Below are 14,067 nucleotides of genomic sequence, written 5' to 3' on the forward strand. Positions count from 1 at the left end.
ACGTTCCGATTCCGGCCGCATAAAGCCACGCTTCCTTGACCGACGACAGCTACGAAAACGCCGCAACTCCGATCGTTCCGGGAGGCGGCGGCTCCGACATTTCCACGATCACGATCGAGGACGAACTGAAGCGTTCGTACCTCGACTACGCCATGAGCGTGATCGTTTCGCGCGCCCTTCCTGACGCCCGTGACGGCCTCAAGCCGGTTCACCGTCGCATCCTGTATTCGATGCACGACCTGAACATGACGCCCGAGCGCAGCTATTCGAAATGCGCCCGCGTGGTCGGCGACGTGCTGGGCCGGTTCCACCCCCACGGCGACGCCTCGGTCTATATGGCCTTGGTGCGGATGGCCCAGCCCTTCTCGATGGGTCTGATGCTGGTCGACGGCCAAGGGAACTTCGGCTCGGTCGACGGCGATATGCCCGCCTCGATGCGTTACACCGAGGCCAAGATGGCCCCGGCCGCCGTCGCCCTGATGGCCGACATCGACAAGGACACCGTCGATTTCCAGCCCAACTACGACGAGAAGGAGCTGGAGCCGGTCGTCCTGCCGAGCCGGATCCCGAACCTGCTGGTCAATGGCGCCGGCGGCATCGCCGTCGGCATGGCGACCAACATCCCGCCGCATAATCTGGGCGAGGTCGTGGATGCGGCCCTGGCCCTGCTGGACGATCCCAACGTCACCGACGACGCCCTGCTGGACATCGTGCCCGGTCCCGACTTCCCGACCGGCGGCGAGATCATGGGCCGCACCGCGCCGCGCAACGCCCTGCGCGACGGTCGTGGTTCGGTCATCGTGCGCGGCCGCGCCTCGGTCGAAGAGATCCGCAAGGATCGCGAAGCCATCGTCGTCACCGAACTGCCCTATCAGGTCAACAAACAGACCCTGATCGAGCGCATCGCCGAAATGGTGCGCGAGAAGCGTCTGGAAGGCATTTCCGACGTCCGCGACGAATCCGACCGTCAGGGTATGCGGATCGTCATCGAGCTGAAGCGCGACGCCTCCGGCGACGTGATCCTGAACCAGCTGTGGCGCTACACCGCCATGCAAAGCTCGTTCGGCGTCAACATGCTGGCGTTGAACCACGGCCGGCCCGAACAGATGGGCCTGCGCGACCTGCTGCAGATCTTCCTCGACTTCCGCGAGGAGGTGGTGGTCCGCCGCGTCAAGTTCGAGCTGAACAAGGCCCGCGACCGCGGCCACGTCCTGGTCGGTCTCGCCGTCGCCGTCGCCAATATCGACGAGGTCATCCACATCATCCGCTCCTCGGCCGATCCGACCGAGGCGCGCGAGCGACTGCAGGCCAAGCCTTGGCCCGTCGGCGACATGATGGCCCTGGTCGAGCTGATCGCCGACCCCCGCAGTGTCGTCATCAACGGCGACAGCCTGCAACTGACCGACGAACAGGCCCGCGCCATCCTGGCCCTGACCCTGTCGCGTCTGACCGGCCTGGGCCGTGACGACATCTTCGGCGAGGCGAACGGCCTGGCCGACACCATCCAGGGCCACCTGACCATCCTGTCGGACCGCAAGAACGTCCTGGCCATCATTCGCGACGACCTGATCGACGTGAAGGACAAGTTCGCCGTGCCGCGTCGCACCCTGATCGGGGAAGGCGACGGCGAGATGGAGGACGAGGACCTGATCCCGCGTGAGGACATGGTCGTCACCGTCACCCACGGCGGCTACGTCAAGCGCGTCGCCCTGAACGCCTATCGGACCCAGCACCGCGGCGGCAAGGGCAAGTCCGGCATGACGATGAAGGACGAGGACGCCATCACCGGCGTGTTCAGCGCCTCGACCCACACCCCGGTCCTGTTCTTCGCCACCAACGGCAAGGCCTACAAGCTGAAGACCTGGCGCCTGCCGCTGGGCAATCCGCAGTCGCGCGGCAAGGCCTTCGTCAACCTGCTGCCCATCGAGCCGGGCGACAGCATCATGAACGTCCTGCCCCTGCCCGAGGATGAGACGACCTGGGGCGACTACGACATCATGTTCGCCACCAGCTCGGGCGACGTGCGCCGCAACAAGCTGTCGGACTTCGCCACGGTCAACCGCGCCGGCAAGATCGCGATGAAGCTGGAAGGCGAAGACCGCATGGTCGGCGTCGGCCTGTGCACCGCCGATGACGATGTGCTGCTGACCACGGCGCTGGGTCGGGCGATCCGGTTCAAGGCCGACGATGTGCGCGTGTTCAAGGGCCGGGATTCGACCGGCGTCCGGGGCGTGCGCCTGCAGGACGGCGACGAGGTCATCTCCATGGCCATCCTGGGCCGCGTCGATGCGACGCCGGAGGAACGCTCGGCCTACGTCAAACACGCCAACGCCATGCGCAAGGCCCTGGCCGGCGCGGAGGCGGAAGAGGATGTCGCGGCTCCGGCCGAGGCTGAGGACGAGGTCGCCGACGCCGCTCTGACCGTCGAGCGGATCGCCGAACTGGGCGCCGCCGAACAGTTCATCCTGACGGTCACCGAGACCGGCTTCGGCAAGCGCTCCTCGGCCTACGAGTATCGCCGCACCGGTCGCGGCGGCCAGGGCCTGACGGCCCACGGCCTGGGCGGTCGCGCGGGCACGCGCCTTGCCGCAGCCTTCCCGGTCGAGGAGACGGACGATCTGCTGCTGGTCACCTCGGGCGGGCAGATGATCCGCACCCGTATGGACCAGGTCCGCATCGTCGGCCGCTCCAGCCAGGGCGTCACCATCTTCCGCACCGGTAAGGACGAAAAGGTCGTCTCGGTCGAACGCCTGCCGGAAAGCGGCGGTTCGGATGAGGCGGACGCCGCGAATGAAGAGGGCGGCGAGGACTAAAGCCAAGACCCTCTCCCGCCGGGAGAGGGCTTGAGCGCCCGAGAGCATAGCGATCGGTCTTGCGCGACCCGAAGGGCGGCGCGAAGCAGCCAAAGGGTGAGGGGAACGGTGGTGCGAACTGGCCCACCGGCGGACCCCTCATCCGGCCCTTCGGGGCACCTTCTCCCGCAAGGGGAGAAGGAAGGAGGAGAGGGGAGCGGCCATGACGTCTGACATCCTGATCGACGGCCTTCCCGCCAGCCCTGACGACCTCGCCCACCAGGCCCTGGTCAACTACGGCGCCTACACCTCCTTCCGCGTCGAGAGCGGCGCGGTCCGGGGCCTCGACCTGCATCTCGCCCGCCTCGACCAGGCCGCCGTCGAACTGTTCGGCGAAAGCCCTGGCGAGGCCGAGTTCCGGCGTCTGTTGGCGCGCGCTGTCGAGGGGCGTGACAAGGCCTGGATGCGCGTCAGCCTGTTCTCGCCCGAGATCGGCCATCGCAATCCGTCCTTCGTCGGCCGACCCAAGGTGATGACCGTCGTCTCGCCGCCCCCGCCGCCCCTGGCGACCCAGATGCGGGTGACGGCCGTGCCTCATGGCCGCGAGACGCCCCACCTGAAACACGTCGCCACCTTCGGTCAGACGCGCGTGCGCCGGGCCGTGCGGGCGGCGGGCTTCGACGACGCCCTGTTCGTTGATGACCAGGGTCATGTGTCCGAGGGCGTCACCTGGAACATCGGCTTCATCCAGGGAAACCGCATCGTCTGGCCCCAGGCGCCGATGTTGGCGGGCGTGACCCAGGTCCTGATCGAGCGGGGCTTGGCTGGACTGGGCCTATCGTCGCAGACCCGGCCAGTGCATCTTTCGGAAATCGCAGGCTTCGATGGCGCATTCCTGTGCAACAGCGCCACGTCCGCCTGTCCCATCACGGCAGTTGACGACACGGTTTTCGCCGTCGATCCGACCCTGATGACGGCGATCGAAACCGCCTGGGCCGCCAATGATCCGCTGTCCTTGACGGTCCAGCTCTCCTGATTTGGCAAAAAAAGCCTAATGAATTCAGCGTCGCCGTCAGCGAACTCAGCAATCGACGCGCCTGGGTTTACGGCGGGTGTAAGGTCGCTCAATGACCGACGTGACGCCAAAACCCGCCCCGCCGTCCACCCGCCTGCTTTGGCGCTTTTGGCGCCTTGTCACCCTGTTTTTGCGACACGCCTCCACGCCAACGGCCTGCTAGGCCGAACCTTTCGCACCTGCTAAGTCACGCCGAACAGCAGGCGACAGGCTGGGGAGACACGCCATGCGCATCGGACTCTATCCGGGCACCTTCGATCCAGTGACCAACGGTCACACCGACATCATCAAACGGGCGTTGAAGCTGGTGGACCGGGTGGTCATCGGCGTGGCCCAGAACGACGACAAGGGGCCGTTGTTCACCACGGCCGAACGGGTCGAGATGCTCCAGGCCGAGGTGGCCAACCTGGGCGGCGACATCGTGGTCCAGCCCTTTTCGACCCTGTTGATGCATTTCGCGGAAGAGCTGAACGCCAATGTCATCATTCGCGGTTTGCGCGCGGTCGCCGACTTCGAATACGAGTTCCAGATGACGGCCATGAATCAGCGCCTCAATCAGGACATCGAGACGGTATTCCTGATGGCCGATCCCCGGCATCAGGCCATCGCCTCGCGGCTGGTCAAGGAAATCGCCCGTCTGGACGGCGCGATCGACAGTTTCGTCAGCCCCGCCATCGCCGCGCGCGTGCGGGACAAGGTCAAGAACAGAGGATGAGTTCGTCAATGCGTCTTGGTGTGATCGCGGCGGCCGCCGCCGCTCTTCTGGCGTCGGTTGCGACCCAGGCTCCGGCCGTGGCCCAAGCCCAGGTTCAGGCTCCCGCTGCGGACTGGCGCACCGTCGCGCCCGAGAACCTGCTGGTCATCGACACCCCCAAGGGCCGGATCCTGGTCGAGCTGACGCCGGTCGCCGCCCCCGCCCACGCCGAACGCATCCGCACCCTGGCCAACCAGGGCTTCTATGACGGGCTGAAGTTCCACCGCGTCATCCCCGACTTCATGGCCCAGACCGGCGACCCCCAGGGCACGGGCGAGGGCGGCAGCGAACTGCCGGACCTGAAGGCGGAGTTCAGCTTCCGTCGTGGTCGCGACGCCGGATTCGTCGCCGTGCCGAATGCGGGGCAGGGCGTGCGCGGTCTGATCGGCGTTCTGCCGGTCGAGACCCAGCCCGACGCCCAGATGATGATCACCGCCGACTTCAAGGTCGGCGCCCACGGCCTGTTCTGCCCCGGCGTCCTGGGCATGGCCCGCGCCGGCGCGCCCGACAGCGCCAACAGCCAGTTCTTCCTGATGATGGGCGACCGGGACCAGTTGAACGGCGTCTACACCGCCTTCGGCCGCGTGGTTTCGGGCCTGGACGTGGTGAACAAGCTGAACAAGGGCACGGACGCCGAAGACGGCAAGGTCGCCAACCCTGACGTCATGACGCGGGTCCGCATGGCCTCGGCCCTGCCGGAAGGCGAACGGCCCACCGTCCGTGTGCTGAATCCGGCCAGCGCCGCCTTCGCCGAACGGATCGCGGCGGCCCGCACGGCGCGCGGCGGCAGCTTCAATATCTGCGACGTTCAACCGGTGGCTGAGGTCGTCGGCGGCTGATCGCCAAAATACAGGGGAGGGCCGGGCGATGACCATTCGAAACACGCTGATGGCGGCAGGCCTTGCGGCGCTGCTGGCCAGTCCGGCTCTGGCGCAGCAGGCGGCCGTGCCGCCGCCCCCGCCCGCGCCGACCGAATGGCGCGCCGTCGCGCCCGACAATCTGCTGGTCATCGACACGACCAAGGGCCGGATCCTGGTCGAACTGGCCCCCGAGATCGCCCCCGCCCATGTCGAGCGGATCAAGCTGCTGGCCTCGCGCGGCTTCTACGACAATCTGGCCTGGCACCGGGTCATCGACTGGTTCATGGCCCAGACCGGCGACCCCCTGGGGACCGGCGACGGCCAGAGCTGGTATCCTGACCTGAAGGCCGAGTTCACCTTCCGACGCGGACCGGACATGGCCTTCACCCCCGCAGCCACGCCGGCCGGGGCCCTGATCGGCTTCTACCATTCCCTCCCGGTCCAGACCCAGCCCGACGCCCTGATGGCGGGTACGGCCGACCGCAAGGTGCATGGCTGGGGTCTCTATTGCCCGGGCGTCGCCGGCATGGCCCGCGACGAGGGCAATGACACCGCCAACAGCCAGTTCTTCCTGATGCGTCAGGCCTATCCGGCTCTGGACAAGCGCTACACCATCTGGGGCCGCGTCGTCGTCGGGCTTGAGGTCGTGCGCGCCCTGAAAGCCAGCCCCAATCCGGACGGCGTCGTCACCGATCCCGACCGGATGACGCGCGTCCGGCTGGCATCCGACCTGCCGTCGGCCGAGCGCCCGGCGGTGCAGATGCTGAACACCACCTCGCCGACCTTCCGCGCCCTGGTCGATCAGGCGCGTCAGGCCAAGGGGGCGGACTTTTCGGTCTGCGACATCGACGTGCCGGTGCGGCTGGCGACGGCGGGCTGACGCTCAGGTCGCCGCAGGTCCCCGGCCTCGGCCCCGCCGACGCCTGCGCCGCTTGGGCGGCTTCTTGTCTTCGCGCATCTGCTGCAGCAACAGGCCTTCACGCAGGCCCCGGTCGGCGACCCGCACCCGTTCCGACGGCCAGGCGCGCTGTATGGCCTCCAGAATGGCGGCGCCGGCCAGGACCAGATCGGCGCGATCGGGTCCAATACAGGCCTCCCTGGCCCGGCCGTCCGGGCCCAGGGTCTTCAGCCGTTCCGCCGCCGCCTCGCAGTCGCCGCGCGTCATCCATAGTCCATCGACCCGGTCGCGATTGTAGCGCGGCAGGTTCAGGTGAATGCCCGCCAGGCTGGTGATCGCGCCCGAGGTGCCGACCAGATGGGCGCGGTCCGCCAGGAACAGCTCCATCATGGCCGCATCCTCGATCCCGCCCGCCGCAATGGCCGCGCCCATGTCGTTCACCATGGCTTCGTACCAGTCCTCGCCGGCGCCTTCCGGCTCCGGGTGGCGCTCGGCCAGGGTGACCACGCCCAGGGGCGCGGACATCCAGGCGGTGGTCTTCCAGTCGGCGTCTTCCCGCTTCAGCCAGGACAGTTCGGTCGAACCGCCGCCGACATCGATGATCAGCACGGCCTCGGCCTTGGGATCGATCAGGTTCAGACAGCCCTCGACCGCCAGCCGCGCCTCTTCGGCCGGATCGATGATCCGCAGCCGCAAGCCGGTGCCCTTGCGCACACGATCGATGAACTCGGCGCCGTTCTCGGCCGCGCGGCAGGCCTGGGTGGCGACCGCGCTCAGCCGAACCGACTCCACGCCCTTCCTGACGATCCGGTCGGCGCACAGGGCCAGGGCGTCATAGGCCCGGTCCATCGCCCGCGGGTCCAGCCGTCCCGTGCGGGACAGGCCTTCGCCCAGCCGCACGATCCGGCTGAAGCTGTCGACCACCCGAAAGCCGTCGCGCGACGGCCGCGCGATCAGCAGCCGGCAATTATTGGTCCCCAGATCGAGCGCGCCATACAGGGGCGCGTCCCGACCCGACGCATCCCGCTCGCGGGAAGGCTGGGACCGCTCGTCGCGCCGTCGGGGCGCGCCGTGGGTCTCCGGCATGGGCCGTCATTCCGATGTGGGCGGTCCAAAGCGGCGCCCGTCCGGATCAGCCTAGCCCGCGAAGATCGTCCGCGCCAAGCCATTCTGTCAGGAAGATGAACGGACCTGTGGGCGTCCCGGTCATCCGCACCAGCGTAACAAGACCTCATGACCCAGGTTCACACCGCCCGTTTCGCCATCGGCCAGATCGTTCGTCACCGCGACAACGCCTTTCGCGGCGTGGTGATGGACGTCGATCACGGCTACGCCGGCCCCGCCGTCGAAACCGGCGCGGTGGCGGCGGACCAGCCCTTCTACCGCGTCTTCGCCCTGGGCGAGGACGGCGGCTTCGTCGCCTATGCGGCGGAGGGGGTGCTGGAAGACGGCCAGTCCGTCCTGCTGCCCGATGACGCCCAGCGCTGGTTCACCACCGACGCCGAGGGCCATCACGCCCCCCTGCATGAAGGCATTCACTGAGGAAGACTTGGAAGGGGCGTCCGCCGGGCGTTAGGATGGGGCAAAGAGGAGCGTCCATGTCCGACTTCGAACACGTCTTCGAACAACCGCCAGAGGGCGCGGCCGCCGACTGGACCATTCCCCAGAACTGGGCCGCCTATACCGAGGTCGAACACCAGACCTGGGACACGCTGTACGCCCGCCAGATGAAGATCCTGCCCGGCCGGGCCTGTGACGCCTTCCTGAACGGGCTGAGGGCGCTGGACCTGAATGCAGGCGGAATCCCCGAATTCGAGATCATCAATCCCAAGCTCCAGGCCCTGACCGGCTGGACCGTGGTCTGCGTGCCCGGTCTGGTGCCCGACGAGGTCTTCTTCGATCACCTGGCCAATCGCCGCTTCGTCTCGGGCCAGTTCATCCGCAAACCGGACCAGCTGGATTACCTCCAGGAACCCGACATCTTTCATGATGTCTTCGGCCATGTGCCCATGCTGACCGACCCCGATTTCGCCGCCTATATGGAGGCCTATGGCAAGGGCGGACAGCGCGCCGCCGGTCTGGGCATGCTGCCGAACCTGGCCCGGCTCTACTGGTACACGGTCGAGTTCGGCCTGATGCAGGAGGCCGGAGCCTTGCGCATCTACGGCGCCGGCATCGTCTCGTCGGCGACCGAAAGCGTCTTTGCGCTGGAAGATCCGTCGCCGAACCGGCTGGGTTTCGATCTGGAGCGGGTGATGCGGACCCTGTACCGGATCGACGACTTCCAGCAGGTCTATTTCGTCATCGACAGCCTGGAAGCGCTGAAGGACGAGACGCTGAAGGACTTCGGCCCCGTCTATGACGCCCTGAAAGGCCAGGCCGACCTGCCGATTGAGACCGTCCTGCCCAGCGATCAGGTCTTCACGCGCGGCACTCAAGCCTATGCGTCCAGGGGCGGGCGGTTCGCGGCCTAGGGCCGCTGGAACGGATAGAAGCCGCCGCCCAAATCCAGAATCGCCGTCAGTTCATCCAGCGCGCTCCGGCTCTCGTTTAGCAGGGCCGGATCGGCGAGGTCGGCGGGGCGCAATTCGTCGCGGTACCAGCGCTCGCCCCATGTCTTGAGCCGAGCGTGCAGCGCGTCCGTCAGGCGCATCGCTGGATTGGTCGCCGCCAGTTCCGCCTCGGTCAGCACGACCCGCAGACGCAGGCAGGCGGGGCCGCCGCCGTTGCGCATCGACTGGCGCACATCGACGTAAAGCACCTGGCCTATGGGACCGTTGGAGGCGGCCAGAGCCTGCGCCACCGCATGGCTGCGCGGGTTGTCGCGGGTCTCGGTCGGACAGATCAGGGTCAGGCGGTCCTCGCCCGGAATCTGGATCAGCATCGAGTTGAACAGGTAGCTGCTGATGGCGTCGGCCAGGGGCAGGTCGGCGGACGACACCTCGACGAAGATCGGGTCGAACAGGCCTTCGGCCGCGCGACGGATGGCCGCCTGGGTTCCGGCCGTGTCCTCGAAGGCGAGGTCGTGGAAGAACAGGGTGTCCCGCGCCCCGACGCAGACCACGTCATTGTGGAAGGTGCCGCCGGCGATGGCGGCCTTCGACTGCTGGGCCAGGACGACGCCGCTGGCGCCGTGGCGACGACCGACGGCCTGCGACGCCTCGCGCGTCTGGCGGGCGGGGTAGGGGCCGTCCCAGGGCGTGAAGGCCTCGCGCCCCCAGACCAGCAGATTGACGCCCGACGCCCCATGCTCGGCGCACAGGCGCACATGGTTGGCGGCGCCCTCGTCGGCCAGATGGGCCACGGAGGGCAGGGCGTCATGGACGGCGAAACGATCGGCGGCGGGGAAGAGGGCGTCCAGCGCCCGCTTCGTCTGCTGATGCTCCAGCGACCGGTGCAGATTGGTGACGAGATTGGCGGGTGTGAAATGCACCCGACCGTCGGCGGCGTCGGCGCTGGGCGTCACGGTCGCGGCGTTGGCGGCCCACATGGGCGAGGCGGAACAGGCGGCGGCGGCGAAGGATGGCGCGTCCTTCCAGGCCTGTTCCAGCACCTGGGCGTCCGAGCCCGTGAAACCGAGGGTGCGCAGGAAGGGGATGTTCGGCCGCTCATGCGGCGGCAGGACGAACTGGGGCAGGCCCAGGTCCGCCAGGGTCTTCATCTTGTCGAGCCCCTGCAGCACCGCCGCGCGCGGGTTCGACGCCTCGCCCTTGTTCAGGCTGGAGGCCAGATTGCCCGGCGACAGGCCGGCGTAGGAGTGGGTCGGGCCGATCAGGCCGTCGGCGTTGGCTTCGATGGCGGGGGTCATTCGGCCCTCTCCCCTTGCGGGAGAGGGAGGTCGCGCACGACGGCGCAAGCCGTCGTCCTGGCGCGAGCGGGTGAGGGGTCACGCAGGCGGTCGGCAGGGAGAAACCCCTCATCCGACCCGCTGCGCGGGCCACCTTCTCCCGCAAGGGGAGAAGGACTCACGACCGTAACCCCTTGATCTCGCCCTCGATGTTCGCGACCGCGTCCGCCTCGAAGCTGGCCACCGGATAGGCGCAGTAGTCGGCGGCGTAATAGGCCGACGGCCGATGGTTTCCGCTGGCGCCCAGGCCGCCGAAGGGCATGTCGCCGGCGGCGCCGGTGGTGGGGCGGTTGAAGTTGACCACGCCCGCGCGGATGCGACGGATGAAATGGTCCCAGTTGGACGGGTCGTCGCTGACCAGGCCGGCGGACAGGCCGTACCGGGTGGCGTTGGCCGCCTGGATCGCGGCGTCGAAGGTCGGCACGCGGATCACCGACAGGAAGGGGGCGAACATCTCCTCGTCGGGGACGTCGATCCCGGTCACGTCGATGACGGCCGGCTTTACGAAGGCGCCGGGCAAGTTGGCGACGGGACCCGAGGCGCGGATGACCTTGGCTCCGGCGTCGATCCGTTCCTGCAGCGCTTTCAATGCCGCTTCGGCGGCGCGGGCGGAGATCAGCGGTCCGGCGTAGGGTTCGGGGTCGCTGTCCCAAGGACCGAAGACCAGGCGGTCAGACAGGGCGGCGATGGCTTCGATGATGGCGTCGCCCTGCGCTCCCTCCGGCACGATCAGGCGCCGGGCGCAAGAACAGCGCTGGCCGGTGGTGATGAAGGCGGACTGCACCGCGATGCCCGCGACGGCCTGAGCGTCGGCGGCGTCCCAGACTACCAGCGGATTGTTGCCGCCCAGCTCCAGCGCCAGGATGACGTGGGGATCGTCGGCGAACTTGCGCCGGAAATGGGCGCCGGCCGCGCCCGAGCCGGTGAACATCAGGGCGTCGATCCCGGCGTCGAGCAGGGCCGCGCCGGTCTCGCGTCCGCCCTGGACGACATTGACCACGCCGGTCGGCAGGTCGGCGGCGGCGAAGGCCTCGGCCATGACCTGACCGACCAGGGGCGTCTCATCCGACGGCTTGAACACGACGGTGTCGCCAGCCAGCAGGGCGGGGACGATATGGCCATTGGGCAGATGGCCGGGGAAGTTGAACGGGCCCAGCACCGCCGCCACGCCGTGTGGTCGATGCCGCAGCGTCGCCCGGCCGAAGGCGGTGTCGCTGGTCCGTTCGCCGGTGCGTTCGTCATAGGCGCGGATCGAGATGTCGACCTTGCCGATCATGGCGGCGGCCTCGGTCTTCGTCTCCCACAGGGGCTTGCCGGTCTCGCGGGCGATGGCCTCGGCGATCTGGGGCGCGCGGTCCTTCAGCACGGCCTGATAGCGTTTGACCGCGTCGATGCGGTCGGCGCGAGGCGCGTCGGCCCAGGCTGGAAAGGCGGCGCGGGCGGCGTCGACGGCGGCTTGGACCTGAACCGGACTGGCGGCCTCGCCTTCCCAGTTCACGGCTTCGGTGGCGGGGTCGATGGAGTTGAAAATGGTCATGGCTCTATTCCAGTCCGCTCATCACGATTTCACCCGCACGCTGGCGCCTGCGCCCACCTTCAGGGCCGCAGCGGTCTCGGCGCCGATGCGAACCGTGTCGCCGTCGATGTCCGCCTTGGCGCGGACGGCGCGGAAGGCGGCGATGCTGTCGGTCGAGATCAGGGCCGGCAGTTCGGCCTCGACCCGGTCGGTGATCTCGACCGTCAGGCGGCGCGCGTCGCGCACGGTGCGGATATTGTCGCGCCCGCACGACACGGTCGGACCGGCGTCGAAGATGTCCACCAGACCGTTGGGCCTGAAGCCTTCGCTTTCCAGCAAGGCCATGGCCGGTACGCCCTGGGGGTGGACCTTGCCGATCACGGCGCGCGCCGGCTCGGGCAGCAGCTCGGTATAGATCGGGTGGCGCGGGGCCAGGTCCAGGATGAATTGTTTGTCGGTCGATCCGCTCATCCTGTCGGCGTGATCAAACTCCATCGGGAAGAACTTGTGCGCCACATGGTCCCAGAACGGGCAGGCCCCGTCTGGCGAGAAGACGCCGCGCAACTCGGCCAGCACGTTCTCGGCGAACAGTTCGGGCTGGGCGCCGATCAGCATGTAGCGCGACTGGCTCAGCAGGCGACCCGCCCCGCCCTTCCTCCGATCGGCCTTGAGGAACAGCGACCCGACCTCGGTCCAGCCCGTGCATTCATTGACCAGCACCAGGGTCTGGTGATCCAGCTTGACCCCGAGGGACGGCGAGGAGGCCGTGTTGTTGACGATGCGGAACGAGAAGAAGGGCCGTTTCAGACCCACGGTCGCCTTGACCGATCCGACCCCGTCGATGTCGCCGGTGTCGCCGTCTTCCAGCATCAGGGTGTACCAGGCCTCCTGGTGCGTCATCTCGCCCCGGAAACTGGCCTGGCTCAGCTCCAGCCGTTCCGCCAGGGCGTCGGGATCTTCCGGCAGGCTGGTGAAGCCGGGGCCGGACAGGATGGCCAGCTCCAGCAGATAGTCGAGATCGGCGGGGCCGGCGGGACGGACGACGAGCATTCAGAGGGTTTCCATCCGCAGGGCTTTGAGTTTGGCCGCGTCGATCTCGCCCGAGGCGATCTTGCACAGGATCAGGGCGCTGAGCTGGGCGCGTTCGACGAAGCTGTCGGGCCAGGCGAACTCCTGTTCCGAATGGATGTCGCCGCCCCGGACGCCCAGGGTGTCGATGTTGGGCAATCCGGCGGCGTGGAGGTTGTTGCCTTCGCAGACGCCGCCCGAAGGCTTCCAGGCGATGGGCTGGCCCAGCAGGGCGCCGGCTTGTTTCACCGCCTCGAACAGGGCCGTCTGGGCGGCGTCCATCGGCTTGGGCGGACGGGTGAAGCCGCCGTGCAGGTCCAGGGTCAGACCCTCGAACGGCGGCGTGGCGGCGATGGCGTGGACCGAGGCGTCGATCCAGTCGGCGGCGGCCTTGTCTGGCACACGCACGTTGAACCGCACCACAGCGTTGTCGGCGACGACGTTCAGGGCCCCGCCGCCCGAAATCTTGGCCACATTGACGGTGACGCCGTCCTTCTGGCCGTTCAGCCCGTGAAGGGCGGCGGCGATCATGGCCGCTCCCGCTATGGCGTTGCGGCCCTCTTCGAAGGCGCGGCCGGCATGGGCGGCCTTGCCCGTCACGATCAGATGATAGTTGCCGCTGCCCTTGCGCGCACCGGCCAGGGTGCCGTCCGCCAGGGCCGGTTCATAGGTCAGGCCCACATGCCCGCGCGCGCCCAGTTCGGCCAGCAGCGGGGCCGAGGCGGGCGAGCCGATCTCCTCGTCGGGGCTCAGCAGCACGGTCCAGCCGACGCCGTGCTTTTCGGGGTGGGTCTCGAAGGCGTCCAGCGCGGCCAGCAGCACGCTGATCCCGCCCTTCATGTCGGCGACGCCGGGGCCGTTCAGGGCGCCGTCCGCGCGGGTCGTGACGGTCTGGAAGCGGCTGTCGGCAGGGAAGACGGTATCGTAGTGGCCGGTCAGGACGACCTGGATCGGAGCCTCGGGACGGGCGGTGATCTTCAGCGCGTCGGCGTGAGCCTCGGTCCGCACCGAGCCGTCGTCGGCGACGGTGGTGGAGCCCTGGGTGGCGATCCGTTCGACGACGGCGCCGGGCAGGGCCCTGGCTACGGCCTCCAGCGCGTCCAGCACGGCGTTCAAACCGGCGGCGTTGCGGCTGCCGGAGTTGATGTTCGCCCAGTCGATGGTGCGGCCGATAATCGCCTCGCGTCGCGCGGCGACGTGGTCGAGGACGGCCTGGTCCGTGGTCAGAATCCGCATCGGCCCGACCCTAGCCGTCGC

Annotated in this window: 12 protein-coding genes; 7 read left to right on the forward strand and 5 right to left on the reverse strand. The window is 68.4% G+C overall.

Annotated elements, in window-relative coordinates:
• Positions 1-35: 35 nt before the first annotated feature.
• From gyrA to ACP7CK_RS02265, 5 genes are all read left to right on the forward strand, one after another.
• A complete protein-coding gene (gene gyrA, locus ACP7CK_RS02245) occupies positions 36-2,813 on the forward strand; it encodes a DNA gyrase subunit A (RefSeq protein ID WP_426024993.1) in 2,778 nt (925 codons plus the stop codon).
• A gap of 202 nt (positions 2,814-3,015) precedes the next feature.
• Positions 3,016-3,828 carry an aminotransferase class IV gene (locus ACP7CK_RS02250; protein WP_426024994.1) on the forward strand — a complete coding sequence of 271 codons (813 nt, stop codon included), beginning with the start codon at positions 3,016-3,018 and terminating at the stop codon, positions 3,826-3,828.
• 265 nt (positions 3,829-4,093) lie between these two features.
• On the forward strand, positions 4,094-4,582 hold the full coding sequence (coaD, locus tag ACP7CK_RS02255) for a pantetheine-phosphate adenylyltransferase (RefSeq protein WP_008263176.1): 489 nt from the start codon (positions 4,094-4,096) through the stop codon (positions 4,580-4,582).
• An 8-nt stretch (positions 4,583-4,590) separates the two neighbouring features.
• Entirely contained in the window at positions 4,591-5,460 is an 870-nt protein-coding gene (locus ACP7CK_RS02260) for a peptidylprolyl isomerase (protein ID WP_426024995.1), read from the forward strand.
• 28 nt (positions 5,461-5,488) lie between these two features.
• Entirely contained in the window at positions 5,489-6,361 is an 873-nt protein-coding gene (locus ACP7CK_RS02265; RefSeq protein ID WP_426024996.1) for a peptidylprolyl isomerase, read from the forward strand.
• A 3-nt stretch (positions 6,362-6,364) separates the two neighbouring features.
• Here the strand turns inward: ACP7CK_RS02265 and ACP7CK_RS02270 are convergent, their stop codons facing one another.
• The gene (locus tag ACP7CK_RS02270; RefSeq protein ID WP_426024997.1) at positions 6,365-7,465 is read right to left on the reverse strand and encodes a Ppx/GppA phosphatase family protein; all 1,101 of its coding nucleotides are present in this window, start codon (positions 7,463-7,465) and stop codon (positions 6,365-6,367) included.
• 147 nt (positions 7,466-7,612) lie between these two features.
• Between ACP7CK_RS02270 and hspQ the strand changes: the two genes are divergently transcribed.
• The gene (gene hspQ, locus ACP7CK_RS02275; RefSeq protein ID WP_008263584.1) at positions 7,613-7,921 is read left to right on the forward strand and encodes a heat shock protein HspQ; all 309 of its coding nucleotides are present in this window, start codon (positions 7,613-7,615) and stop codon (positions 7,919-7,921) included.
• Positions 7,922-7,977: 56 nt separating this feature from the next.
• On the forward strand, positions 7,978-8,853 hold the full coding sequence (phhA, locus tag ACP7CK_RS02280) for a phenylalanine 4-monooxygenase (protein ID WP_035309663.1): 876 nt from the start codon (positions 7,978-7,980) through the stop codon (positions 8,851-8,853).
• Here the strand turns inward: phhA and astB are convergent.
• The 4 genes from astB to ACP7CK_RS02300 all read right to left on the reverse strand — a co-directional run bounded on the left by astB (position 8,850) and on the right by ACP7CK_RS02300 (position 14,046).
• Positions 8,850-10,187 (reverse strand): N-succinylarginine dihydrolase, encoded by a 1,338-nt coding sequence (gene astB / locus ACP7CK_RS02285; protein WP_426024998.1) that lies wholly within the window; start codon positions 10,185-10,187, stop codon positions 8,850-8,852. The two genes, phhA and astB, sit on opposite strands and share 4 nt — an antisense overlap.
• A gap of 157 nt (positions 10,188-10,344) precedes the next feature.
• Positions 10,345-11,763 (reverse strand): succinylglutamate-semialdehyde dehydrogenase, encoded by a 1,419-nt coding sequence (gene astD, locus ACP7CK_RS02290; RefSeq protein WP_426024999.1) that lies wholly within the window; start codon positions 11,761-11,763, stop codon positions 10,345-10,347.
• A 21-nt stretch (positions 11,764-11,784) separates the two neighbouring features.
• Complete coding sequence (locus tag ACP7CK_RS02295) at positions 11,785-12,792, reverse strand: arginine N-succinyltransferase (RefSeq protein ID WP_426025000.1); 1,008 nt, start codon at positions 12,790-12,792, stop codon at positions 11,785-11,787.
• Positions 12,793-14,046 carry a hydrolase gene (locus tag ACP7CK_RS02300; protein WP_426025001.1) on the reverse strand — a complete coding sequence of 418 codons (1,254 nt, stop codon included), beginning with the start codon at positions 14,044-14,046 and terminating at the stop codon, positions 12,793-12,795. It abuts the gene before it with no gap.
• Positions 14,047-14,067 lie beyond the last annotated feature (21 nt).

Origin of the sequence: Brevundimonas sp. TSRC1-1, from assembly GCF_049898245.1 — a bacterium.
In the GTDB taxonomy this organism is placed as follows: Bacteria; Pseudomonadota; Alphaproteobacteria; order Caulobacterales; family Caulobacteraceae; genus Brevundimonas; species Brevundimonas mediterranea_A.